Origin of the sequence: Pectobacterium fontis, from assembly GCF_000803215.1 — a bacterium.
GTDB classification, from domain to species: Bacteria; Pseudomonadota; Gammaproteobacteria; order Enterobacterales; family Enterobacteriaceae; genus Pectobacterium; species Pectobacterium fontis.
In genome coordinates, this window is record NZ_JSXC01000030.1 from 1 (window position 1) to 23,814 (window position 23,814).

Annotated in this window: 24 protein-coding genes and 4 pseudogenes; 10 read left to right on the forward strand and 18 right to left on the reverse strand. The window is 39.0% G+C overall.

Annotated features, from left to right (window positions below):
* From OI69_RS20215 to OI69_RS09360, 3 genes and pseudogenes are all read left to right on the forward strand, one after another.
* Positions 1-427 (forward strand): annotated as a pseudogene (locus tag OI69_RS20215) (hypothetical protein); the annotation flags it as partial.
* A 36-nt stretch (positions 428-463) separates the two neighbouring features.
* Complete coding sequence (locus OI69_RS09355) at positions 464-838, forward strand: META domain-containing protein (RefSeq protein WP_039349222.1); 375 nt, start codon at positions 464-466, stop codon at positions 836-838.
* 36 nt (positions 839-874) lie between these two features.
* Positions 875-1,201, forward strand: coding sequence for a hypothetical protein (locus OI69_RS09360; RefSeq protein WP_235319672.1), 327 nt, complete (start codon positions 875-877; stop codon positions 1,199-1,201).
* Between the two features lie 353 nt (positions 1,202-1,554).
* On the opposite strand, the gene OI69_RS09365 is transcribed toward OI69_RS09360, so the two are convergent.
* Positions 1,555-3,024 (reverse strand): YecA family protein, encoded by a 1,470-nt coding sequence (locus OI69_RS09365; RefSeq protein ID WP_039349228.1) that lies wholly within the window; start codon positions 3,022-3,024, stop codon positions 1,555-1,557.
* A gap of 729 nt (positions 3,025-3,753) precedes the next feature.
* Positions 3,754-4,575: a hypothetical protein gene (locus OI69_RS09370; protein ID WP_039349231.1), complete on the reverse strand. Its 822-nt coding sequence runs from the start codon at positions 4,573-4,575 to the stop codon at positions 3,754-3,756.
* A 199-nt stretch (positions 4,576-4,774) separates the two neighbouring features.
* Here OI69_RS09370 and OI69_RS20410 point away from each other — a divergent pair.
* Positions 4,775-4,870 (forward strand): annotated as a pseudogene (locus OI69_RS20410) (hypothetical protein); the annotation flags it as partial.
* A gap of 255 nt (positions 4,871-5,125) precedes the next feature.
* On the opposite strand, the gene OI69_RS09380 reads toward OI69_RS20410, so the two are convergent.
* The 8 genes from OI69_RS09380 to OI69_RS09415 form a co-directional block, all read right to left on the reverse strand.
* Positions 5,126-6,334: an SIR2 family protein gene (locus OI69_RS09380; RefSeq protein ID WP_039349236.1), complete on the reverse strand. Its 1,209-nt coding sequence runs from the start codon at positions 6,332-6,334 to the stop codon at positions 5,126-5,128.
* Positions 6,335-6,546: 212 nt separating this feature from the next.
* Positions 6,547-6,957 (reverse strand): hypothetical protein, encoded by a 411-nt coding sequence (locus OI69_RS09385; RefSeq protein WP_039349237.1) that lies wholly within the window; start codon positions 6,955-6,957, stop codon positions 6,547-6,549.
* A gap of 104 nt (positions 6,958-7,061) precedes the next feature.
* Positions 7,062-7,460, reverse strand: a complete 399-nt coding sequence (locus OI69_RS09390; RefSeq protein ID WP_039349238.1) for a hypothetical protein — start codon at positions 7,458-7,460, stop codon at positions 7,062-7,064.
* Between the two features lie 3 nt (positions 7,461-7,463).
* Complete coding sequence (locus tag OI69_RS09395) at positions 7,464-9,092, reverse strand: DNA-binding protein (RefSeq protein WP_039349240.1); 1,629 nt, start codon at positions 9,090-9,092, stop codon at positions 7,464-7,466.
* Complete coding sequence (locus OI69_RS09400; RefSeq protein ID WP_039349242.1) at positions 9,092-10,402, reverse strand: tyrosine-type recombinase/integrase; 1,311 nt, start codon at positions 10,400-10,402, stop codon at positions 9,092-9,094. Before OI69_RS09400 ends, OI69_RS09395 begins: the two co-directional genes overlap by 1 nt.
* Before the next feature lies 1 nt (position 10,403).
* Positions 10,404-11,609: a tyrosine-type recombinase/integrase gene (locus OI69_RS09405; protein ID WP_039349245.1), complete on the reverse strand. Its 1,206-nt coding sequence runs from the start codon at positions 11,607-11,609 to the stop codon at positions 10,404-10,406.
* A gap of 282 nt (positions 11,610-11,891) precedes the next feature.
* Positions 11,892-12,050, reverse strand: a complete 159-nt coding sequence (locus OI69_RS19215) for an AlpA family phage regulatory protein (protein ID WP_072034279.1) — start codon at positions 12,048-12,050, stop codon at positions 11,892-11,894.
* Between the two features lie 122 nt (positions 12,051-12,172).
* Positions 12,173-13,027 carry a DUF6387 family protein gene (locus tag OI69_RS09415; RefSeq protein WP_039349248.1) on the reverse strand — a complete coding sequence of 285 codons (855 nt, stop codon included), beginning with the start codon at positions 13,025-13,027 and terminating at the stop codon, positions 12,173-12,175.
* A 430-nt stretch (positions 13,028-13,457) separates the two neighbouring features.
* On the opposite strand from OI69_RS09415, the gene OI69_RS09420 reads away from it, so the two are divergent.
* The 3 genes from OI69_RS09420 (at position 13,458) to OI69_RS09430 (ending at position 15,408) form a co-directional block, all read left to right on the forward strand.
* Positions 13,458-14,735: a tyrosine-type recombinase/integrase gene (locus OI69_RS09420; protein ID WP_039349251.1), complete on the forward strand. Its 1,278-nt coding sequence runs from the start codon at positions 13,458-13,460 to the stop codon at positions 14,733-14,735.
* A gap of 116 nt (positions 14,736-14,851) precedes the next feature.
* A complete protein-coding gene (locus tag OI69_RS09425; RefSeq protein WP_039349255.1) occupies positions 14,852-15,115 on the forward strand; it encodes a CopG family ribbon-helix-helix protein in 264 nt (87 codons plus the stop codon).
* Positions 15,103-15,408 carry a type II toxin-antitoxin system RelE/ParE family toxin gene (locus OI69_RS09430; RefSeq protein WP_052198340.1) on the forward strand — a complete coding sequence of 102 codons (306 nt, stop codon included), beginning with the start codon at positions 15,103-15,105 and terminating at the stop codon, positions 15,406-15,408. Before OI69_RS09425 ends, OI69_RS09430 begins: the two co-directional genes overlap by 13 nt.
* Positions 15,409-15,454: 46 nt before the next feature.
* On the opposite strand, the gene OI69_RS20050 is transcribed toward OI69_RS09430, so the two are convergent.
* Entirely contained in the window at positions 15,455-15,883 is a 429-nt protein-coding gene (locus OI69_RS20050; RefSeq protein ID WP_039349259.1) for a hypothetical protein, read from the reverse strand.
* Between the two features lie 156 nt (positions 15,884-16,039).
* On the opposite strand from OI69_RS20050, the gene OI69_RS09440 reads away from it, so the two are divergent.
* Together OI69_RS09440 and OI69_RS20055 are read left to right on the forward strand one after the other, a co-directional pair.
* Complete coding sequence (locus OI69_RS09440) at positions 16,040-16,708, forward strand: HAD hydrolase-like protein (RefSeq protein ID WP_039349263.1); 669 nt, start codon at positions 16,040-16,042, stop codon at positions 16,706-16,708.
* Between the two features lie 346 nt (positions 16,709-17,054).
* The gene (locus tag OI69_RS20055) at positions 17,055-17,225 is read left to right on the forward strand and encodes a hypothetical protein (protein ID WP_167335185.1); all 171 of its coding nucleotides are present in this window, start codon (positions 17,055-17,057) and stop codon (positions 17,223-17,225) included.
* A 95-nt stretch (positions 17,226-17,320) separates the two neighbouring features.
* On the opposite strand, the gene OI69_RS20110 is transcribed toward OI69_RS20055, so the two are convergent.
* From OI69_RS20110 to pilV, 7 genes and pseudogenes are all read right to left on the reverse strand, one after another.
* Entirely contained in the window at positions 17,321-18,460 is a 1,140-nt protein-coding gene (locus OI69_RS20110; RefSeq protein ID WP_200886914.1) for a hypothetical protein, read from the reverse strand.
* Positions 18,461-18,472: 12 nt separating this feature from the next.
* Positions 18,473-18,991, reverse strand: a complete 519-nt coding sequence (locus OI69_RS19825; protein ID WP_154715536.1) for a type 4 pilus major pilin — start codon at positions 18,989-18,991, stop codon at positions 18,473-18,475.
* A 79-nt stretch (positions 18,992-19,070) separates the two neighbouring features.
* Positions 19,071-19,271, reverse strand: a pseudogene (locus tag OI69_RS20415) (Imm15 family immunity protein); the annotation flags it as partial.
* A 67-nt stretch (positions 19,272-19,338) separates the two neighbouring features.
* A complete protein-coding gene (locus OI69_RS20420; protein WP_080752628.1) occupies positions 19,339-19,500 on the reverse strand; it encodes an Imm15 family immunity protein in 162 nt (53 codons plus the stop codon).
* Between the two features lie 128 nt (positions 19,501-19,628).
* Positions 19,629-19,880, reverse strand: coding sequence for a DUF7683 domain-containing protein (locus tag OI69_RS09455; RefSeq protein WP_039349272.1), 252 nt, complete (start codon positions 19,878-19,880; stop codon positions 19,629-19,631).
* Complete coding sequence (locus tag OI69_RS09460; protein ID WP_080752629.1) at positions 19,880-21,562, reverse strand: S-type pyocin domain-containing protein; 1,683 nt, start codon at positions 21,560-21,562, stop codon at positions 19,880-19,882. The genes OI69_RS09455 and OI69_RS09460 overlap by 1 nt, the downstream gene beginning before the upstream one ends.
* Before the next feature lie 173 nt (positions 21,563-21,735).
* Positions 21,736-22,884, reverse strand: coding sequence for a shufflon system plasmid conjugative transfer pilus tip adhesin PilV (gene pilV / locus OI69_RS09465; RefSeq protein ID WP_154715541.1), 1,149 nt, complete (start codon positions 22,882-22,884; stop codon positions 21,736-21,738).
* Between the two features lie 120 nt (positions 22,885-23,004).
* On the opposite strand from pilV, the pseudogene OI69_RS19670 reads away from it, so the two are divergent.
* Positions 23,005-23,810: pseudogene (locus OI69_RS19670) on the forward strand (IS5 family transposase).
* The last annotated feature ends 4 nt before the right edge of the window (positions 23,811-23,814 follow it).

Below are 23,814 nucleotides of genomic sequence, written 5' to 3' on the forward strand. Positions count from 1 at the left end.
TCTGGTCGCGACTAATACATTTAATGGCTATCATGACCATCATTCCTATGCATCATTTCATGATGCACTGATCGTTAATGAAACCACCAAAGAACGACATGTAAACATGCCGGAAAAATGTTTTATTGTCTTTGGATTAACGACATTGACTCTGCTTTTGTTTATTCGACCTATAGTAAGATTTACTGCTAGTGTCTATAGCTCTGCTATGCCCGTCCCAAGCTTTTTCCCTGTTACCTTTATCGTAACTAATATTATCTCTGCCGTTTCATTTATTATTTTCCTTTTTGATTTTAAAAATGATGATCTATGGGATATCTATTTGTTATCAACACTGGTCTGTCATGTCCTCATCAGATGGTTAAACATCAGGGCTAGCAAGTTTAATGTCGAATTCAGAAATCTGGTTAGTTCATTTACACGTTAAGACCTAATAATAGTAAATCCTTAAAGGTTTAAATTAATGAAAAAATTTATCATCGTAACATTGGTATCACTCACTCTCTCTGGATGTTATTCCTTCGGTAATCAGAAACTGAAAAATGTAACGCAGGAAGACGTAAAAGCTAAAATTGTAAAAGGAAAAACCACCAAGTCAGAAGTATTAACCGCCTTTGGTGAGCCGGATAAACGTATCACCTCAGATGATGAGGAGAAATGGTCTTATTCTATGCATAACTACCGCAGTAAACCAACATCATATATTCCGATTGTAGGAATACTCACTGGCGGAACGGATATTGAAGAAAAATCAATTCTCATCACGTTTAAAGGTGAAAAAGTCAGTTCGTATGAATTCACTGCCGGTGCCAGTGAAATGAAACGCGGTGCCTTTTAAATCCTTTTAAATTCAGCAATCCTCAAAACGAGAGCCATGATGAATAAAAAATTATCTTTAGGTTTATTACTGGTGCTGTCCTTCTTTCTCACTGGCTGTGACAGCGAACCATCAGATGCTGACGTATCTAAAGCAATGCAGTCTTTTACTGAAGAGATGAACAAAGGCGCACCCTCTGAATCAGCAAGAGTCGTTTTCAATTCAGCCAAGAAAATCGCATGCAAAGAGAAAGACAGCGACGGCGGTTACAAATGCACAGTCGAATACAATGCAAAGATCCCGTTTTTGGGTGAAAGAACATCAACCATGGAGCTTAAGTTCTTTAAATTTGAAGGTAAATGGAAGGTTTCACCATCGAAATAACCTATAAGTCATAAGGCAGCATCAGGGAAAGCATCAGCCCGTAGTTTCACCGCTACGGGCTTTTTTCATCTGCTTTCTCTTAGACTTGAACTGGAAGTTTTCGCAGGCAGAACACAATCAAATCTGGCAGGCAGCATTGAGCTAAAAACGGATGTGAGGTAAAAAACCGTCTGGTGACTAGCATTAGGGTTGCCAATAAAGGCGCCCCTAATGACGCACGGTGCGGTTTCCGTAGGGTGCGTATTCATGCGCAACTGGATAAATAAGCACTTATTTGCTTAAGTGACCAGCATTACACGATTTACAAATTTTGCTATATCAAATGGACGGTAAACCGGATTGATGGTAGAAGATTAACCGTGGCACTTTTTGTATTTTTTCCCTGAGCCACAAAAACATGGTTCATTCCTACCTAGCTTTTGCATATTGGAATGAGGTGGGGCGTTATGACGGGCAGGCGCTGGTTGATTCCAAGGCAAAAAATCTGACATGATGTTAAAGTCCCTGGAAGCTTTGAGTATTTCAGCTCTTTCATCTCTCGGCATGGGTTTAGGATAGTGGATATAAATAAAGTCTTCTGACCTGCCAATGTTATTTTTAGGTTCTGTCGCGATTGCTATTATTTTCTTTATTTTTTTGTGTCGTGCGAAAGCAATTGGAAAGTACATATTTATAAGCGCCACTCGGCGCTCTCTGTAGATCAAATAATCAATTTCATCTTTGTGAGGCACTAAGAGAAATAGATAAAACTTTCCTGGTTCGTCAGGCGATTCAACTAGTCTGGAGGAGGTTATGTGCGAAGGCACTGAATCCATTTTTTCTTTGAAGCATTTAGATAAATAATAACGTGATGGTCTACTTTCTTTAGCCACTTCTCTTATAGCCGCTTCATGCATTGAAAAGGGCTTTTCTCCGAAGTAGCCAACGTTAGCTGCCAAGATACTTTGAGAGCTATTTTCAATAAGCTCATCCCAAAAAACGCTTCCCTTTTTGATGGAGATGGCTTGTTGATACTGAAAAGATTTAATGTAGTGAGCCCACTCACCTTCGGGAATGGAAACTAAACCTTGCTCTCTTAAAATGTCATCTGGTATTATTTTTTTATTACCTTGAAAATAACTGGCTAATATTTCCTCCTCACCAAGGCATAGCGCTAGGTGTTGCTCTCTGACCGCCTTCTCTTTAGCCATCAGGTATTCTATGAAATCGGTTGCGGTATTTAATTCGGTCAACAGCAGCGTTAGTGATATTTCATCAAGAACATGAATAAACGTCTTCTTCGGATAAAGATCTCCTACGCAAAAAACATTCTTTAGGCATTCTTTTGCGTCATATACAAAAGCGTTTACCAAAGTAGATGAACTACCTTTTGATATCGAGTCAAAGTATTTTTTTGCAGGGGCTGAGATATTATCCGTGACTGCTATAAGATGGAATCGAGATTCTTTATTTATCTCTACAGGAAACTGCACCGTGCAATTTTTGTCTATATAAATCCTTTGGGGATTTTCTTTTATGAATTTTTCCGCACCATATAATTGACGAGAGGAATCTATCACTGAACCTCTAAACCATCTTTGCCAAGCAATGCTAATATCTATATCTTCATTGAATTTAACGCTTTTATCAGAGAATATTATTACATCATCACCAAAAACTACTAGCAAGTCACATACTTCTTTTCCTGTTTTATTTTTAGAGTACCCTTCATCACTATGTATGTTTGCGTATGACCATAATCCTAGGAATGCGTTATCTGCTAAATTTATCAGTTTTCCTTCGGACGCATTAAAACCTGTATTCTTATCAATTTTTCTTAGCATAAGTATTCCATTTTTTCTTATTAAACTGAATTTTACGAAAAAAACGGCCTTAATGGCTAATGCATGTTACTTAAGTAAATAAGTACATATTTATCCATCCCCGCATTATTAGCACGCTATGGAAATTGCATCGTGGAATCTTAGGGTCGCCATTAATGACGACTGAAAAGCGTTTAAGCGAACAGCATTAGCCTAGTGGCGGCTTTTATCCGGACATAGACTTATATGCTGCCTCTACCGTAGAAAGCAACCGACCCTTCTAAGATTAACAGAAACGCCCCGCTGCTGCCGCACCAAGAATTCCCTCATGCGCCCGTCTGATGCCAAAGCAGGCTTCATTATTGAGAGCAAGCAGAACGGCCAAGCGGACAGTAACGATACCGGCAGACATAATCAGGGCAAAAGCCATAAGAGCACTTAAAGATATACATTTAACCTCGCCAAGCCTATCACTATATCATTAGCATAAGCCGGTAAGGATTGATTTAGGAGAGTGTGAATTAATTGCTCGTTTGCTGAAAATGTAAGAATAAATGCCGGCGTCTGCTTTAAAACCTGCAAAATATTTAACCTACACCTAGGTCAGCAACGTCCTCTTCTGGCACAGAGCCGCCATCTGATACGCAACTAGACCCTATAAACATAATCCTTTTTCCAGCAGGTTTTGTATGTAAGCCTCCTCGCTTAAAATAAAAGTCTAAAAAAACGATGATCTTTTCTTTACATTAATTAAATAAGACCTTTGGGGACGTGATGTTTTTTTGCTTCTTGGATAAGTTCACCTGATATGTCACAACGCTCGAAATATCTATTTCGCCACTCTATTTTTGAAGAATTTACAATTGTAGAAATTGGCAACTCCGCCCCTGATAAATATCTCTTTCCGCCATCTACAAAACCTATATGTCGACCAAATCCTTTTCGATACAAAGATACTATTTGTGGCGAGCCATTTGTGAACTTATCCTCACCGGAATATATGGCATTACAAAAAGAACTAAATATCGCTCTACTTGTTCCTCCTTGGCTTGAAGCATTCCAGCGTGCTGACCATTTGCTTACAGCATTTTTTCCTGTACCATCGATTGCTATTATAGTAGATGTTGCGGGTATAATAAGGCGGGAAATTTTCCAGCTAGATGTAGCTTGGCTCCAACTTATTGTATTTAAGGCAAACTCAGATTTCAGACCAGTTCCAATCCGAGCAGCATGAAAAATACAAAAGGATCGCCGGTGTTGTTGCGGAAACAACTTATGTGAATTTTTTATGTACTCCTCTACTTTATAAAATCTGGTTTCAAGTCTCTCATCACTATCAAACAGCACCCCGTTGTCTATTGCATTGATGATTTGGCCCAAGACCATCGACGGGAACATCACATCGTTTACGTAGGCGAATATATCGGCAGAAAAGACAGACGCAAATGTCTTCTGCGCCATATCCCAGTGTGGATTGCCATTGCTGCCCCAAGATATGCGGCTATCAGTGGAAAAATTGATGGATGCCGTTCCTCTTGAGTCAGCACCAACCCATGCAATAAAAGTTGTCATTTATACTTGTCTTTTCGAATTTTATCAGTTATTTTCTTCCTAATTCTTAAAGCATTATACGATGCTTTAGCTACAGAGCAACTCCCTGACCATTCACCTGTATGCTGTTATTAACAATATATTGCTGAATGGGTCGAGGTGGCGTCTGCTTGGCTCGATTTGAGCCAAGCAGGTTCAGGGTAAATGTGTAAAATCTCATCAGCACGTTCTTTCTCATTGTTATAATAAATCTATACTTCGTCCTGTCAGAAAAATCATACATATTATCATTATGGATACTGACAATTTTAATTAGTTCTATCCGTTCAGTCTTGAAGGCGCATGCCTCTATGTTATAGTTTCTTTTAGAACTGAATGATCCAAGAATAGCCGCTAAGAGCAAGCAATAAACCAACCTGTAACCACTATGCATGGAATAAATTGAAATAATACATCGTGAGTTGGCAACACTTCATACAGCCCGCACTAACTAACGATGATAGTAGTTAAATTTGGGCGATTATTCAAAGCATGTATCTATTACAAACTAGAAAAATGATACCATCTGGATTTATTTTAAAAAATTCAATAACTCCTCAATATCAGTATTTTCAGAAAAGAAATCTTTAAACACTCTCAAGTGAGAGTCTGGTATGCCAAGTTCATATCGAAATTTATGGGCAACTCTTTCAGGTTGAGGATCTAAGATAGTAACATATGGTATGTTTTTTCTATTCATAAATGCATCAATGAAAAGTTTGTTGCTTTTTAAATCTGTTCGAGGAAATGAATAACCAATGATGATTATGTGTTCTGCTTTTTCAATTCCTTTTTGAGCATTTCCCCATAGGTTATCAAACAACATTCCATATCCATGATAGTTCTTTTTCTTAACTGGGGGGATTATTAATGGAATAGAAACTAAACCTTTATCACTTGCACTTCCTTCAGGTATCCAAGGTAATTTCATTCTGGTACGAATCAAAACATACCCATCATCAACCCTGCGCCCCCGATCATCTAGTATATTTGGCGGATAATATCCGTAAGAAAAATCTTCATAACCTTTAGTATATCTCCCTGCAAAACATGCATATGGCTCACTAGTTCCTTCATACACCCACACAGTATCCGGTGCAGATTCTTGTGTTAGTATCACATCCTTTTTGGGACTCATTGGATGACTGCTTAGCCAATTTACTGAGCCATGTAATTTAATCAACTGTGGAGCTTTTGATTGTAAATCCCTTGGCGATTTCCACTCATCTCGGTATATGCTTTTTGGACGGAATCCATATCCACTATCAGTGTTCCATCCAGTCTCGTTTTTTAATGCTCGATCCATTAGTGTATCCCAATTAAAAGTGACTATCATATCGTTATGGGACAGTTTTTTTGCTAACATAGAATGCGGGCGTGAAACAGGTCCATTTTGGATGGAATTTATTGTTGCGGAAAAAATAAAAATAAGCTGGGTGTAAGCTTTAAAAGCTCTGATTCTATCTAAGGTGGCATCTTCGCCTAAATATAAGTTTAGGTTCTCTTCTATCTCGGTATATAACTCTTCGATATCAACATCTTTTGAGAAAAATGCTGCTGGTTCTTCCCCCTTTATTCTCACGATAAAATCCATTAACCCGTCAACAAGGACCCATGGATTGGATGAAATATCTAAACGTGAAAATGTAGAAAAAAAATCATTAGCGATAGGCATTCTCTCTTTAGTCGGACTATCTGAGTACGCCTTTGAAGCACCAGCACCTAACAACAAAAAATTCATAATGTGATTACTCCCTTAATAATTACAATAATGATTGAATTCCTTAAGTCGTTTACTAACAATTTATAAGGATATTTGTACTAGTTTGATGTTTCTTTGAAGTTTAGCCATCAGTAGTTCGAGTGTCCATTCCTGGCACAGAGCTGCCTGTAAAATTACGCTTAGCTATGCGCAGCGACTGTGCCAGTTCAGATCTTAGCTAATACATTTAATCATATCCGGCAACCACTCTTTCTGACGCTCGTTGAGGCTCTTATCAGCTTGTTAGCGTCATACTTCTTTTTCTCATGCACGTAGATTCTTTCTGTTCTTCCACCGTTGTTGATGATGAAGCTGATGATGGAAAGAAAGACTTTATTCAGACGGGCTTTATCAATCAAATCATCACTGATTTTTTCGATATGGCTGTAGTAAGAGAGAAGTAAAAAGCTTAGCACCACTTCTCGGTTTGAAAACGTCAGATCTTCTATGTCCTGCTGGTATTTAATATAAAATCCTGCACAAAAAAGATAAGACTGCTCGGTGATTTCTGCTTCTGAAAAGCCCGATTCATCAAGCTTATCAACGAACCTGTCCAGCAACAGCAGATACCTTTCCATTAAACTCATATTTATTTTTTTCATAACTATGCATCCTTGCATTTAAATTATTATTAATTGTCATCCTGACAATCAAAGAGATAGCATAATATTTAAGCCTGTCAACATCTAAAACAGACCCATTGATATTAAAAGTATTTTTTAGGCAAGGGGTTATTAAGTTCTTCAATCGTTATTTTTTTAATGTGGGAATTATACAACCATATTTCAAACTGCTCTAAATATCTGTTATTAATTGCCTTCAAATTTTCATTCTCTGCTTCAAGCCTTTTGATCCGTTGAGATGCTATCTTTAAATTAGCAGGTTTTACAGTGTGGATTTCACCAGATTTTATAGTGGTTTTTTTTGCATTGAAGCTTTCTGCGATCCGAACATGACTGCTTAAAGATTGCCTTGATGGTCTTTTCCCAATGACTCCGATTAACCTGTCACATAAAGCATCCCAGGTTAGCTTGTTATCTATAGGCCATGTGTTAATGATGTCTATTATATTCTTTTCATGATAACCATTTATATGCTTAGCCATTTATTATCCTTTTATTATTTTCTCTTGAAATTCATACCATTTCTCAGCATTGAGATTTCCATCATTTTTATCATAACGTGTTCTTTCTATAATTTTATTGTGTATTTTAGATAAACTCTCATTACCCATACCGGACTCTTTAAAAGGGTAAGAACGACAAGGCTCAAATGCATATGCATGCTTACAACACCCATACTGAGTAATGAGAATGGCACCACTGTTCAGTGAATCGAATTCATTTAGATCAACAACGGGTATTTGTTTTATTCTATGGTTATTAATAACCTCTGATGATTTTTCCTCTCTTATCAATTTAGACATTTGAAGATGCGTTCTGTGGTCATAAGACACATTCTGAGAAATAAACTTCCTTCCAGACCAACGGGCAATGCTAAATTCATCCATACCATTTATTTGAGCAAATGTATTGAGAAGATGTCTCAATTGGTGTGTTCTTAACAAATATGGACTCTCATCTTTATTTAAATAACCATGTCTTTTAAAGATATTAAGTTCGCTTTTGATATATTCTGAATCAATAATATCTGATATAAAAAAGCTGTTGTTTGGCCTGAACAATTTGTCTAACCTGACTGCTTTGTTTTTACATAACTGTCCTTCATTCAACAAACATAGTGCATTTGAATATTTAATATTCTTCTCTGCATCATACCAGGGGAAGTCTTCTGGTATGTTTTCTTTGAGCCTATTTACCAATACATCAGAGTGATTACCTTCAAATTTTTTTGCCAAAGACCTTGCCTGATGGGATAATTTCCTTAATCTACTAATGGCTTTTTTAGCTACTGGTATCATTGCAGTAGGGATCCATTTTATATCACCCTCATATCCCTTTGCTGAAAAGAATCTCAAACCGTATCGTTGAATACCTTTACTATCTTTTTCTGTAATTTCACAATCCGCTGGTAAACTTAAAATTTCTGAGATCCTGCCTGGTGCGCACATGAGTAATGTAAGGACAGATGCAGTAAATATATCCCTCAAAGATAATTGTTTATCATCCTTTGAAAAAATTTCCGCAATCGCTATAACAGATTTGATGTCAGGCAATTTTTCATGCCCTTCCAGTGAAAGATCATAACCACTCCATGTTTGAGTGATCTTATATCTTAAGGGATTTACCCAAAATAAGTAAGATGAGTTAGTCATCCTATTTTCATTTAAGAATATACTCAGTTTTTCAAGCTCTTTTCCGACATCAACCGCGCGTGATTTTGAATACTTTTCAGTGGCTAATCTTGCACATTCATTAAAAACAAAATTATCGCAATGAATAATATCAGCTTTCATATGTGATTTTAATAAAACAAATTCGACAATCTTCAACATTGATAATGTTATGATTTTCGACTTTGCTTTATTGAATGAATGAACATGCAACATATATGCTTTAGCAAAATCAATAAAACAATCATCTAAAGGCTCTTTACTTTTTAGGTTGTTTTTCATGTTAAGCTTATTGAATCTGTAAAGTTTTTTCCATACATTGCTTTCCCATGAAGTTACTAAATTACCATTGAAGATAGCCGTCTTGCAAAATCCGATGAATTTAATGACATTCACTACGGGGTTATTTGTATTAATTGGTTCAAATATGAGAATATTGTTCATTATACACTCCAGGGTATAAGTTTTTTACAGGTTAAACATTTAATCCCATCATTCTTATCGTCAATTAATCCATAAGAATTCAAAATATGGTTAATGAAAGATCCCTTGTTTTCTGCAATCTCTTCCCCCATAAATATCTTAGCTAAAGGATCAAAAAATGAATTTAGCCTGTTGTCGATATCATGAACATTGTCAGGACTATTTTTTATATATATCCCTGATGAATTTACTGATTTATGATCTAATGCTTTAGCAATGACCTCAATTGATGCGCCTTCATTAGCCAAACGACTTCCTAGTGTATACCTGAATCTTCTGGCATTGAGCTCTAAGTAACGCTCAGTCCTTTCTGATATAATATTAAATTCCACAGGGATTTTTTTCAATTTATTTGAGATAAATGAATTTTTCATGTGAAGAAAATCCGTTTTTAAATAATATGAAAAATTTTCAACATCTCTTATTTTAGTCACTTTTTTAATATCTATAAAAATTGGTAATTCGTCTCTCAGTTGAGAAACCCCAACACCTAGTTGAGCTTCAACAAAGGTCTGGTTTTCATTAATCAGCATTAATAGATTTTCAAACAAGGAATTGTCTATCATTTTCATATTAAATTCTTGTCTGAAATTTTTTTGTTGTTTTACTTTTGGTATATTAAGGAAATAGCCTTCCTCATTTTCAATGAGGTCTTTAGCTTTAAGAGATGTTAATTGTAATGGCCTTCTTCCTGTTGTTACCAACAGAATAATATAGCAATATAAGTAACCATCAATTTTCTTCTCTCGATAAATATCGCCAACACGTCTTAGCATGGTGCTGAGTTCAGTTTCAGTCAATGGCCCCTTATTCGGATCTCGTCTTTTGACAGCTTCCCCTGCTTGGCTCGGAGTTATTTTTATTTTCTCCATCACTCTAAGAGCACTTGTTTCTACCCCAGGATAATTGAATTTTTTCCATTTTCTGATAAAAGCCTTAATGGTGTTTAGTTTATAGTTTTTCGCATAGCCTAAGTGAACATTAAATTGACATACTGCCTTATCATCAATCGTCTTAATGATCATTACCCTAAACCAATCATTGAACACGCTATTAATTTTTTTAATATGACTTGGACTATATTCAGAAGCATAGTAAGCCAACGTCTTTAGGTAGCTCATCTTCATTAATTCTGGCATTCTTTCTGCTACTTTATACGGATATACACAGAGGTCTTTATTTAATTGCCATTTCCTGTCTGAAATTTTGAAACTGTAGCCTGACATTTTAGATAAAAAGATATCTTCATTTTCAATACATTTGATTTCCACATTAAGCCCCACTAATTATTTTGTTAATTGAACCATAAATTCTCAGGATAACTTCTTTTTCTTGTTGTGATATGTATTTGAAATTATAATTTTCAGACATTTTTGACCCTTTTGACCAACCCTGACAATAATTTCTTAGTTCTTTCTTTCTTCCAAATTCCAAATTAGATACATCCATTTCTTTTGAATATATATAATTCCAGGAATGCCTTAATCTATGACCCGATAGTTTAGATAATTCAGGACTTGCTCTCTTCAGGGTTGATATGATTTTCTCATAAGCTGAAATACTTAAAGGTTCTCCAGCAGTTTTTCCAGTGTAGTGTGCGACTAATAAGAAATTATGTTTTTTTCTCTTAGTCATCTTCTCCCTGCTATCACTTATATATCTGAAAATGTCACTGGCTAATTCGTCGGATAATGGAATAACTCTCTCACCCGTCTTGACTAATGGCTGATAAGATCTTCTGTCCTCCTTTGAATCATGTCTTCTAATAATACTTAGCGTATTGTCTCTGAGGTCAAAATCATCTATTTTAAGATTGAGTAACTCGCCTGCCCTTAAACCCAAATTAAAAAGCAAAGAGAATATGAGCCTGTTTCTTATCTGAACATCCTTTTGAAAAGGATTTTTATTTCCGTCAATTTCTAGCAGATTGAACAGTATTCTTATCTCTCCTTCATCTAATGATTTGTCAGATCTATCATTCATATTTAATGAGCTCTTTCTCGGAATATGTGCTTTGATGCTTTCGATAAAATTATCTACTTCATATCTGGCATGAATTCCTTTTGTGGAGTGAACTAATATACACAACCACTTTAGATAACTCGAAAAGACATGGATCCTGTAACTAAAGGTTCTTTTGGCAATAAACATCTTATTCATCTTTCTTATATTTGTTATCTTCTGTTTGTCAAACCTCTGTTTTGCATATCTTATAAGGTCATTTATTTCAGCAATACTAAGATATTTTTTAGCCTCTATTCTTTCTACTATATTTATTTTCCTGCTATCTAAGAAATTGCTGAAAATCAGCAGATTAGTTGCCACTACCTCTACAGTTGAAGCTGTAGCATTTCTATTCCTGACATTCTCAGTAAGAAAAAGATTTTGATAGTAAACTGGCAGTTCAGTTTCTTTATCAAGGATTAGGTGTCCTCGCTCCCCACTACTCATGATAAATTTTTTTATCTTGTATCCCATTATTCCCTCAATCTTTACGTTTTAATATCACTCCGACTTATCTAATATATTTCAATATTAAATAAATCAAATCTTTTACAAAAAAAAGGAACTAATCCACTTAATTATTAATGCCTTAATTGAATTTATTTGACGTAAAATAAACAGGTACGGATAATAAAAGTTATGCACACCGGATAATTAATAATTCCCCACAAAGCCTTTAAATAAAAAGACCTCCTTAAAAACTGTAAAATATTCTGTAAAGAATATAGGGTTTATTCATTAAAATTCTTTACACTTTTAAAATACATTTCTTTTTTCAATCGCGGTCAATATCCATTCATCAATTTCATTTTCAACAAATGCGACAGCACGGATACCAATTTTCACAGGTCGGGGGAAACGTTCTTCACTAATAAGGCGATAGTTCCAGGCTTTTCCAAAGCCGGTTTTTCTCATTACTTCGGGGTTAGAATAAGGCGATTCTGGGTATTCATAGTCTCTCCTCGTTTTTTAGAAGAGACTATATGAAAAGTTCAGGGAAACAAGCGAATTTCAGCACATCCAGAATTCGCGTGTTTTTAGTCCTTGTCTGCGAGCGTTATAACATCCGAAACCCGCATTTCTTTCAAATGGTTGTTCTTGTTAAGAAAATGATGAAACTGAATGATGAATGGCTTGCAGACCGCTTTTAACGCCAGTGGTCTATCGGTATCTTTTATTTGGTTATTCGCTCTGATTCGACCTTCTTTATCCGCATGGTCATAGAGCAGTGATGAAAGATGATCATCTGACACACGGATATCATGGTGCTTTGCCCATATCAGTATGTCGATCATTGGGATCAGCCTGTAATTGATAATTTTCTTGATCGTTCCGTAGCCAAAGCGAACAGTATTTGATAAATCCTCTTCAATCCCCCATATTTTACGCCACTGTGGGAGCATCTCTCTCAGAGATCCTATGATTTCTTCGTCAGTGCCACTGGCGAAATCTATCTCAATCATTATGCTGTTTTTAAAAAATACAGGTAATGTCTTAGCGATGGGCGTATTTGCGAATTCTTTTGTCACATGATACTCATCACTTTTTGCATCCCAGGAAAACAACGAATCATTCATACCGTGTATACAAAGATCAGCCAGTCTTCCGGTCGTTGTTATAGAGAAGTGTGGGGATGGGAAAAGCATATTGTCTATTGCAAGGAGCTCCATATAGCTATCCGTAATGAGGAAGGGCTCTCCACTAAAAAGACTTTTGGTATAAATTTCTGCCAGCCTGATTTCAACATCCCCAGGGTCAGATCTAAAAAACAATGACCGCATCACTAGCTCGTGATAAAGCCGCCCAAGAGATATGTTTTCAAACTGCCGATAGGTATCGATATTTAGCCATTTTTTGATTTCTTTAATGTCTTTGTCCGACAAGTTTTTCATATGATCATCCTCTATCAATTGTCCTTTCCTTAAAAAGGATAGTTGATTCAGGCTGACCCGCGACTTCTCAGTGCCAGTTACCTTCATCCCTGCCACAGCAACGAAAGTTAGCTTAGGGTTCTTATTGACATTGGTTTCTAAAAAAAGATAGTGTTATTGGTAGATTTGTTGGTAGAGGTTTTCCGACAAATCGGTTTTAACATGAAAAAACAACCAGATAGGTGCATGTTAAAGTCCAGTCAGAGGAGCCAATTTAGAGAAAGCAGACGTTCACTGACGTCTGCTTTTTTGCTTTTTATCAATTGGTTATCCCCTTCTTCAGGTTCGCCCTCGTTCACTAAAAAACGCTCGAAGCCATACCCTTTTGCTGGTAAAAATACTGGTAAAGCTGGTTCGATTTCGTTTTTACCAGCAATCGGAGGGAGCCGTCATGTCACTTACTGATACTAAAGTAAAAAATGCCAAGCCGTCAGAAAAGGCGGTGAAGCTCACTGACGGGTTCGGCCTCTACCTGCTGGTACATCCCAACGGTTCAAAATACTGGCAGTTGGGTTATCGATTTGAAGGAAAACAGAAGGTGTTTTCCATTGGTGTCTACCCTGCTGTTTCACTGGCTGATGCAAGACAACGACGAGATGAAGCGAAAAAGCTGTTAGCTTCTGGAATTGATCCGAGCGCTAAAAAGCAGGCTGACAACAAAACCACACTGGAAAAGCGTAACAATACCCGCGCTTTCAAAACTGTTGCTAAGAGCTGGTTTGTCACCAAAACCACATGGTCGGAAGATTATCAGCGTTCTGTCTGGACACGACTGGAAACTTATCTGTTCCCTGACATTGGTGAAAAAGATATTGCTGAACTGGATACAGGCGATCTGCTGATTCCTATCAAAAAGATAGAGAAGCTGGGTTATCTGGAAATTGCTATGCGGGTAAAACAGTACGCCACTGCCATCATGCGTTATGCCGTCCAGCAAAAGATGATCCGTTTCAACCCTGCCTATGACTTGGAAGGTGCGGTTCAGAAGCCCCAGACCGAACACCGCCCCGCAATCGAGCTGGAAGAGATCCCTACCCTGCTGGAGCGTATTGAAGGCTATAAAGGCCGTAGCCGACTGACTCAACTGGCGATAAAACTCAATCTGCTGATTTTTGTGCGTTCCAGCGAACTCCGCTTTGCCCGTTGGTCAGAGATCGATTTCAAAAGCAGTTTGTGGGTTATCCCTGAACAACGTGAAGCCATTGAAGGGATCAAGCATTCAGGCCGTGGTGCAAAAATGCGCAGAAAGCATTATGTTCCTCTATGCGATCAAGCACTGGCAATTTTGAAAGAACTAAAAGACCTCACCTATGACGTTAACGGTGATGACGGCTTTATCCTGACGGGCTGTTATGATGCGATGAAGCCGATGAGTGAAAACACCATCAACAAAGCGTTTCGTAAAATGGGCTATGACACCAAAACCGATCTATGCGGTCACGGCTTTCGAACGCTGGCGTGTAGTGCGTTGATTGAATCAGGCATCTGGCCTGAAGATGTGGTTGAACTTCAGATGAGCCACATGGAAAAGAACAACATTCGTGCTGCCTACACCCACAAGGCCAAACACCTTGAACAACGCCGCTTGATGTTGCAGTGGTGGGCTGATTTCCTTGATGCTAGCAGCAACGGGATGGTTAGGCCGTTTGAGTTTGCGCAAAAGGGATAATGATCTGAGCCAGCAATAGCCATCGCGTGAGATCTGAGCTTGTTTGACTTTTCATCCCAAACAGGGTAATAAAAGGTATTACCCTTTATTATCCAGAATGACTTCGGGAGGTTAACATGCCAGTCTCCGTAAAACTCGATACCCTACTTGAGGAAAGACTTGCTCGCTTGGCGGCTAAACGCAAGAGAACAAAGCACTATCTGATGAAGCAGGCTATCGTTTCCTATGTTGATACAGAAGAACAGAAAGAACGTTTACGCCAGCAGGCACAGTCCTCATATGCAAATTACCTCAACACAGGTAATCATTTAACAGGTAAAGAAGTCGTTGATTTTCTGCGGAGTGGCAAAAACGGAGATCTTCCTGAATGCCACAAGTGATCGTGACGGAAAAGGCTCGCCAAGGTATTAATCGCTGTCTGGACTTCCTCGAAAATAATTCCGCAGGCTACGTCATTAACGATGTTAAGAACACCATCGCTGATAGTCTTGATAACCTTGAAAAAGGGCTGGGTACTGGCTTCATCTCTGATGAAGAAGACGAAGATGACTTTTTATATGAAGTGATTATCCCTTATGGCGATTCGGGTTATGAATACTGTTATTTCATTGACGCTCAGGGACGTTATATTGTAGTCGGTTTTAAGCATCAAAAGGAAAATGATTATTACTGAGTCACAAACGTGACAGCCATTGTCAGACGGTTTGAGGTTGTACAAGTTAGTTCAAGACCTCGCATGTAATAAAAGGCATTACATTGTATATCCTATGATGCTCTTGAATCGTTGGAGCATCAAAATAAGCATACATATTTCCACCATCAGGAAATACATACCAACAGCAACCATTGGATTTATGTCCCCACTCTGCACGGACAAATCCTTTTCGAATATTGACACCTTTAGGCCAATCAGTGATTTCTTCTATCAAAAAAGAGTTATCATCTTTCGTTGTTAACGAGAATAAAGAAAGCTCATCAACACCAACGATAAAAGGCATCTTCACATATCTCTGATAAACCCTTCCATCTTCATGTAAAAAGAACAGTTCTTTACCACACCAAGGGATTTCATTTTGATCATATTTAGATGAATCGAGTTCTTTTACATTATCAGGCCAGTTTTTTTGTACGTTAATTAATATTTTCATTTAAACACCTATTTTTATTTTGTTATATATTGATATAAATTACTGGATTGTCAATAACGATGCGGTGGTTTGACGACTTTTAATTTTCGTGCATGAGAATAAAAAACCATGTAATATTATATGGTATTTCCCTACTGTTAAAAATTGAGTATAGCTATGAATATAATTTTTGATCTGGACGGAACCATTATTGACTCATTACCGGGCATTAGAACAAGTTTGGTTTATGCTATACGCCAGCAAGGACATACCATTGATGATTCTATTGATATTTCGGTGCTAATTGGCCCACCTATGAATACGATTATGCGCACTTTACTTACGCCTTATGGGGATAACAGAATCTCAGAAACCGTGAAGATATATCGAGAGCATTATGGTCTGTATGGACTCTACGATAGCACGCTTTACGAAGGGATACATTCCACTCTTGACCGGTTAAAAAATGAAGGCCATCAGCTATTTATCGCCACATCGAAAAGACAGCGTTTTGCACAATCTATATTAGCTAATTTGAAGCTATGTTCGCTATTTACCGAGATTACTGGCACATCTGAAGATGGCAGTATGGATGACAAAAGTTTACTTTTATCAAACCTTATCCATAAATACGATCTTGATACCAAAAATACAATTATGGTCGGAGACAGAAAGGATGATGTTATCAGCGCTCATGATAACGGTCTATTAGCCATCGGTGTGCAATGGGGTTATGGCTCATACGAGGAGTTATCTCAGCACAAAGTCGATTATTGGTGTGAATCGCCTTCGCAATTGATTGATGTTGTTAACAGAATTGTGCTCAATAGCACTCACCATACATAAGTCCATCTCCACATTAGCCTCTGTGTCATCCAACGGTTCACGCAGTTCTGATTGTGCGGATCTGAAAACTGGGAATTACCTGTTGTGGGTTTTCTTATATCGCGTTAACTAATTGAATTTACTAGTATCATTCCTAGCCTTAAATTGCAGCCGAAAGGTTCACGCCTGAATACAGGACTACCTATGAACCTGTTTTGCCCCTGAAAGGTACTCGCAATACCAGACAGGGGCTAACCTCAACGTTACAAGGATAACGCTATGGCTGTCTGTCAGTTTACCTATTCCCATCCTGAAAATCTGCATCTGGCTACTGCTTTTTTGCCACACTCAACAACGGAGGCTTATCATGTTCGATAATGCACCGCTGGAACTGGAAGAAATTATCGATCAGTGTCGGGCATTAATTTACGCGGTTGTTGAACTGGATGAACCTAAAGCAAAAGAGATCTTATCCTTTATCTTGTGGGAAAGACTCAATGCACTTTATTTATCCTATCAGAAAGAAGTTGTAGACTAATATTATTAGGTCAGCACTATTAAAGCACGGCAAAAGGGCTGTTAAGCCCTTTTTTTTGTCTCAATAAGGCACTATCTATTGGGTAAAATAAAAAATCATTTATAAACAAAATTCCCCATAATTTTTTCTGTTGTGGCATTAGCAGCGTTGTGCCATCGAATCGTCCCCTGAGAACGAGTCATGTTTAATATGTTAGTTATTGCTTCTGCTAAACTGGAAGGTTTTGACACAAACGTATAACTTCCCTGATAATATCCAACTGCCATAATAAATAACATCCTCATGAGATCTTTATCGTCTGCATCAGACGTTGATATCAACACAGGAAGACTGGGGTTTCTGTTATAAGAATTATTATAAGATGCTAATGGCTGCTGACCAATCACGCCGCTACCTGCAAGAAAGCCTCCGATAATACTCGTATTCCTAAAATAATACTGTTCGACTAATTGAGAGATCGCTTCACCAGCATATTCATTATCAAATGCAGAACCAGCGATCCATGTATAAGAAATCAGAAAAAATTCCATATCAGATTGTGTTATTACTGTTTTCGTTGTCGCAGCTTGGGCTGAGATCGATGCACTGATACTCGATGAAACACTGGCACTGGTTGAAAGTGATAATGAAGCCGATTTACTGGCAGATAACGACGCTGACTGTGAAGCACTCAGGCTGGCACTTGTGCTTGTGCTTGCTGATTTTGACGCCGATATACTGGCACTGGTTGAAGCACTCAAACTTGCCGATGTTGAGGCAGATTTTGACGCAGAGGTCGATGCTGATTGACTGGCACTGATACTATTGCTCACAGAAGCACTAATTGACTGACTTGCGCTTGCTGACTTGGAAGCCGATACGGATGCACTGGTTGAAGCACTCACGCTTGCCGAGACTGAGGCAGATTTGGATGCAGAGGTCGATATTGCCGTGCTTGCTTTGGTTTCTGCCTCAGAGCCTTCACGCAGTTCCCCAAGATTCAGCGGGAAAGCCAATGTGTTTTTTAAGATCTGCATAGAAATAGGATACGTTTCCTGAACGCTTCCATCCGGCTTGGCACTCATCAGATAAGCATCTGCCGTGTTGAATATAGTACGAACCTGTTGAACCGTTTCCCTGACTGCCGCATCGTGTTTTTCATTGCGATAAAAGCTTAATGCGGTGTAGGTAATACCAGAAGCTACTCCAAGCACTAAAACAATTTCTAATATTGAATATCCTTTTTTATTTTTCATTTTTACACCTTCTTATTTGATAGATAACTGATGGTTTTCTCTGGTCTGCATGGTTTTTCGATAAATTTCATAACTGACGTTTACGATATTTTCTTTTTCAGAAGAACCACCAGAGGAATGAACGATATCCCCCTCAGATTGATATAAGGTGTAGGTTTTCGGATAAACAAAATGGTTGACTACAATTGTGTTATCTTTTCCTGATTTACATAATGCGGTTGTTTTGTCCGTCACGACATTGTTTCTGTTCCATGTAGTTCCTGAAGCAGGTGGCGTTAATGGAACATATTGACTGTTAATTAATACTTCAAAATACTGACCTGCCAACTGCGTTGCTAATGTCGCACAGGACTTATCTGGAACATGGCTTAGCGTCAGCTTTAAAACATTAGCCCCGATATATGCTGAGTTATATTCCAATGAATAAAGACTACCTATTGGTGCTTTAAAAAAGCTATCAGCAGATAGTGCTTGTGATGAAAAACCACTGACAACTAATAAGCATAATATTTTTGTTTTGTTGAATGACATAATATCCCCTGAAATTTATTACTGTATACACAGGAGATAATCAATTTATTTACAATTGGCAAGAGTGTTAAAAGACCATTTATAAAAAACACAAAAAAGAAGGGGTAAATAAAAACACAATCACCGCTCCTAACGAAACTAAATATTCTTTAACTGAATGCTCTTCTGTATCTTTCCGATTTAAATTGATATAATGGAGAAGCCATTTCCCCCTTGTGGAAATAAATATATTTGGAGTATAAAAATTCACATCATGAAAATCATCCACATCAGTTAACCTAAGGCAAGAAAATAATCACGAAGAACATTTTTAGATAATTTTTTCGTTACTAAATCAACGCTTTTTTCTAGAACTTCAATACCTTTTTTATCAAAAATTTATTTTTATCATCAAAAGATAATGAGCCTAATAAAGAAATATTTTCAAAACTAGAAAATAAAGGAATCTCCTCAAATGCTTGATAGTCACGTAGGTAAATTGATTCTTCATTCAAACCTTCTTGTTCAATAAGAAAGTCTAGTTTTTATCAAATTCCCATTCATACTCAATCTCCTATGCTAGCTCTATTTTATCAACCCTTCATGATTTTTATAAGCCGTCAAAAAACACAAAAAAAACGAAAATTTAAATTTTAATTCAAATATTGCCACCTGATATTTGAATGATTACATCTTCAGAAAAAAAATCTTCCCCTAGTAATTTTTCCAGCAACATAGCCTGTTCTGTAGTTAGGTCAAAACCACCAACACCCTTGATAAAGGATTTTTTTTCGCTATCCTGCCATTTCATAATCTTAGCAATTTCATCTATTTGAGATTTTGGTATATTAATTTCACGAACAATATCTTCAGTGATTTTGTCATATATTTCGACAGAATAAACTATCATTATTTCTCCACCTTTCTGCGAGGATCTGCTGGCTTTGTCTGTTCACCTGTAATTGGATTGAACTCTCCCAGATGAGTTCTTCCAGATCGGTCATACATTTCAACTGTCCCGTGTTGGGAGTCCCACTCATAAATTTTACCACCTGAATCTTTCCATCTTGCTCTTAGCCCACCTCCCCCTTGTATCGGTGTTTTACGTGGGGCGCGCTTAGCATCAGGGAAAGCTGGAAGAGGAGGATTACCTTTGGGTGGTGTATGATACTTGTGCGCCTCGCTCAGATAAACATAAATCGGTGGAAACGTATTCTCCGCAAACACCAGAATGTAATCCCGAAAATCCTTCTCGTCCGGCATTGGTGTGGCGAGGATGCTGACATCATCCATCTCTGGAATTTCAAATCCCGGTATCGCTGACGAAATTACAGGCTGTTCACCGTGTGCCGTATCTGTGGGGAACTTCATACCCGGATTATCCGGCGTCCATAGAATCGTTGGTCCCGCTTCCCCGTCTTCCCAAAACTCATAGCGGTTATTGGGGAAATCGTATTTAAGTAATCTGACACGCACCTGATCGCGACCACTTTCCATACTGGTGTGGTAGCCAACCGCCTTCAGCCTGCCCGTTTCCTCATCTTCAACCCACTGATAGCGAACACGACTGGGCACCGTTCCCTGCTTCTTCGCTACCTCCAGTAGCTTTTCCGGTGTCAGTAAATCTGCTTTCTCGCCTTTCAGATGCTGCTGAATCAACGCTCCCATCAGCAAGAAACTCTGCGCCATCTGCAACTGGCCTTGCCAGATTGATGGCCCAGAAAGGCGTTTCATCTGATGTGTCAGTGCTTTCGCTGCATCCTGATTGGCCTGAGCCACAGCACCACCCGCAGCAGCCGTCGCACCTGCCTGTGCTGCCGTCCCTGCCATGACCAGTGGTTGAGGTGGTGGCGGCAACATGGCGGCATCGGCTTTCCCCACTAACAGATCAAAAACCGTTTTATACCACGGCTCCATCTGGGGTATTTGAGGCTTGTTAATCACACCGGGCGAGGTCTGGAGTAACGGTTCGTTTTTTCCGGTAAATGATTGGGGAGGAGAAACAGCAGAAGATGTGTTTTTCTTTTTAGCCGACTGCGCATACTGCTTTACCTCAACTTGTTTATCAGCCGGAATAATCGGCTCACCAACAGGCTCAGCGACATAAAAACTCATCTCCCCGATGTTGCCCTGTGGCTCATCTTTCGTTCCCGCATCCGTACAACCCGCACCACGTAAGCAGGATTTGGCAAAAACAGGCTCGACGGCCAGCATCGGTGTTAACGCCAGCAATGGCGCACGGGTTAATGCTGCCTGTTTAGCGCAGTCCTGAACGGGAGAACGATGAGGAGTATCACCAATAATGACGTTGCCACTGCCCGACGTGATGACGCCACCACAATTGATGCGGTCCCCAATACGCGCAGCATTTTTACCGTTAATAATAACGGTCGATGAACCTTCAGCGATTTTTCGCGGATGAACACCATGTGGTGCATTAGGACAGGGACAACCGTGAAGCAGAACGGTATCGCCTTTTCGGGCAGCAGGCTGACCATTAATGATAACGTCAGGACTGCCTTCAGTTATCGGGGTTTCAGGGAAGCAGTCATGACCACTTCCGATATCGTTAAGACGGGCAGCACCCGGCATTGTCATTATCCTTTGACAGTAAAATATTCCTTGATGTACGAATATTGGGCGCTTTTTATGGATGATTCAATACCGAAAGCGGTATCAGATGTGGATACAGACGTTATTAACGACATTTTTATTTATGGTCAGATATTATTTTCTGTTAAACCATAAAAATGGCCTGACCAGCTCTACTGAGACAAAGAAACTATGATGTCGGTTTTAATAGCAAGATAGGCACTGTCCAGTTCAACCGAAATCACATCACCTTGGTTAACAGCGTGTTTGAACATTTGAGCATCCACACCTGTTTTCTGGTATCCCCAATAATGCCCACTGCTCCCCCCTTTCTCCACATAAATATACGTCGTCATTTTCCCTATCAACGTGCTGTTAACGTACACATTAAAATTGGCTGATGTTGTATGAGAACCATCCCTATGATTAAATAATGTAGCAAGAGACACATTGATAAAATCAAAATTTCCCGGTGATGAGACGGTTATTTTATCTGTTGCGGTTCGGGTAATGCTTCCGCCGCCAATAGCTTTCCATTTTCCATTCTGGCAGGATAAAACCATACCTTTTGCATCTCGGCTTATCAGCCCATCAGAAGCGCATACTTCGCCAACAACAGATATGGCAGTAGCCTGAAGATAGTCGCCTGTAATGTTTCCAGAAGCGATAATATCGCCTGATGCCGTTATGTTTTTGACATTGTTAATATCATTTTGACCCATATTTAAACTCCCTGTCATCGGAAGTGTGCCATCACGACGCAGATAAACCGAATACATAGCGGAATCATATCCAACACGGTAAGCCAACAGCCCCGCCGCATTTATCCCACTATAATTATTTTGGCTCTCGGTCCATTGACCTCCGGTACCTGATGCAACAGTAGCGAATTGTGTCATACCGCTATCAATTCCTGCTGCTTGCATAGCACGACCTAACAAGTCATAACGAATACGGTTCCCTTCTGACCAAGGCAACGTTGTGATAACAAGTCCATTGATAACATAGTTAGGTGTGGTTCCAGCGCGTTTTAGCAGGATCTTATAAGAAGACTTTTGCATGTTGATACCAGTATGTCCCGCAGGCAGTAGCCCTTCATTCACCAACGTCTGATAGGTAATTTCACAACCTGCAGCCGAACAGGTTCTTGGTCCCGGATCGCTGGTCTGGCTGCTACTGGATGAGAGCGTTGAAAGCTTATCATAGCGAATGCTGATATAACGGTTAACCGCATCTCCCATTTGCTTCATCTGAGCACCAACGGTATTAGCCAAGATGTTTTCCTGATCCTTTTTCATGTCCTGAAACTTCATAAAAGCCATTACTGTGCCGATACCTAACACTAGGCTGTGTCCCTCAATAGATTATGATAGAGTAAAACTATTATTTTTCATGTAGATATTGCCATGGCCCGTTACGAACTTCCTGACACCGCATGAGAACTGATTTCACCTCTGCTTCCCCCTGAACGTTCTCAAAAAGTCGGTCATCCTTACGTTGAACACCGCAAGATTATCAACGGCATGTTTTGGGTACTCTGCTCCGGCGCACCATGGCGTGATTTGCCTGAGCGCTATGGCGCGTGGAAAACGGTTTACAACCGTTTCAATCGCTGGTCTAAGTCTGGTGTCATTAACATTATTTTCAACAGGTTGCTTTCAATTCTTGATGAAAATGATTGCCTCGACTGGTCGGCTATATCACTCGATGGCAGTAACATCCGCGCCAATCATTGCGCCGCTGGCGCTCAAAAAAACATCCCGATATCGCTGACGCTCATGCGCTGGGTCGCTCACGAGGCGGTTATGGCACCAAAATCCATCTGGCAACAGACGGGCATGGCTTCCCGCTAAATATTCTGCTGAGCGGCGGACAAACCCATGAAAGTCAGTACGCACTTCGGCTTCTGGATGGTATCGGGGTAAACCGTAAAGGCGGCTACCTTAAACGTCGGGGAAAAGCGGTTCTTGCTGATAAAGGGTATTCCTCTCAAGTGCTACGTAGTGCCTTGAAATGACGAGGGGTGAAAGTTATTATTCCTTATAAAATCAATGAGAAATCGGCGAAAGACGGACAATGTCAAATTGATATGGAGTCATACAAATCCCACAATGTCATTGAAAGAAGTTTCGGTATTTTAAAAGAGTGCCGCCGGGTTGCCACTCGTTATGAAAAGACCGCCAGAAACTATCTTTCGATGGTGAAATTAGGCTGCATCCGACTTTTTCTCAGAAGATTATGTAATTGAGGGA

Coding starts and splice junctions, on each gene's coding strand:
- OI69_RS09355 (WP_039349222.1), top strand. CDS start 464: ATGAAAAAATTTATCATCGTAACATTGGTATCACTCACTCTCTCTGGA.
- OI69_RS09360 (WP_235319672.1), top strand. CDS start 875: ATGATGAATAAAAAATTATCTTTAGGTTTATTACTGGTGCTGTCCTTC.
- OI69_RS09365 (WP_039349228.1), bottom strand. CDS start 3,024: ATGCTAAGAAAAATTGATAAGAATACAGGTTTTAATGCGTCCGAAGGA.
- OI69_RS09370 (WP_039349231.1), bottom strand. CDS start 4,575: ATGACAACTTTTATTGCATGGGTTGGTGCTGACTCAAGAGGAACGGCA.
- OI69_RS09380 (WP_039349236.1), bottom strand. CDS start 6,334: ATGAATTTTTTGTTGTTAGGTGCTGGTGCTTCAAAGGCGTACTCAGAT.
- OI69_RS09385 (WP_039349237.1), bottom strand. CDS start 6,957: ATGAAAAAAATAAATATGAGTTTAATGGAAAGGTATCTGCTGTTGCTG.
- OI69_RS09390 (WP_039349238.1), bottom strand. CDS start 7,460: ATGGCTAAGCATATAAATGGTTATCATGAAAAGAATATAATAGACATC.
- OI69_RS09395 (WP_039349240.1), bottom strand. CDS start 9,092: ATGAACAATATTCTCATATTTGAACCAATTAATACAAATAACCCCGTA.
- OI69_RS09405 (WP_039349245.1), bottom strand. CDS start 11,609: ATGGGATACAAGATAAAAAAATTTATCATGAGTAGTGGGGAGCGAGGA.
- OI69_RS19215 (WP_072034279.1), bottom strand. CDS start 12,050: ATGAGAAAAACCGGCTTTGGAAAAGCCTGGAACTATCGCCTTATTAGT.
- OI69_RS09415 (WP_039349248.1), bottom strand. CDS start 13,027: ATGAAAAACTTGTCGGACAAAGACATTAAAGAAATCAAAAAATGGCTA.
- OI69_RS09420 (WP_039349251.1), top strand. CDS start 13,458: ATGTCACTTACTGATACTAAAGTAAAAAATGCCAAGCCGTCAGAAAAG.
- OI69_RS09425 (WP_039349255.1), top strand. CDS start 14,852: ATGCCAGTCTCCGTAAAACTCGATACCCTACTTGAGGAAAGACTTGCT.
- OI69_RS09430 (WP_052198340.1), top strand. CDS start 15,103: ATGCCACAAGTGATCGTGACGGAAAAGGCTCGCCAAGGTATTAATCGC.
- OI69_RS20050 (WP_039349259.1), bottom strand. CDS start 15,883: ATGAAAATATTAATTAACGTACAAAAAAACTGGCCTGATAATGTAAAA.
- OI69_RS09440 (WP_039349263.1), top strand. CDS start 16,040: ATGAATATAATTTTTGATCTGGACGGAACCATTATTGACTCATTACCG.
- OI69_RS20055 (WP_167335185.1), top strand. CDS start 17,055: ATGTTCGATAATGCACCGCTGGAACTGGAAGAAATTATCGATCAGTGT.
- OI69_RS20110 (WP_200886914.1), bottom strand. CDS start 18,460: ATGAAAAATAAAAAAGGATATTCAATATTAGAAATTGTTTTAGTGCTT.
- OI69_RS19825 (WP_154715536.1), bottom strand. CDS start 18,991: ATGTCATTCAACAAAACAAAAATATTATGCTTATTAGTTGTCAGTGGT.
- OI69_RS09455 (WP_039349272.1), bottom strand. CDS start 19,880: ATGATAGTTTATTCTGTCGAAATATATGACAAAATCACTGAAGATATT.
- OI69_RS09460 (WP_080752629.1), bottom strand. CDS start 21,562: ATGCCGGGTGCTGCCCGTCTTAACGATATCGGAAGTGGTCATGACTGC.
- pilV (WP_154715541.1), bottom strand. CDS start 22,884: ATGGCTTTTATGAAGTTTCAGGACATGAAAAAGGATCAGGAAAACATC.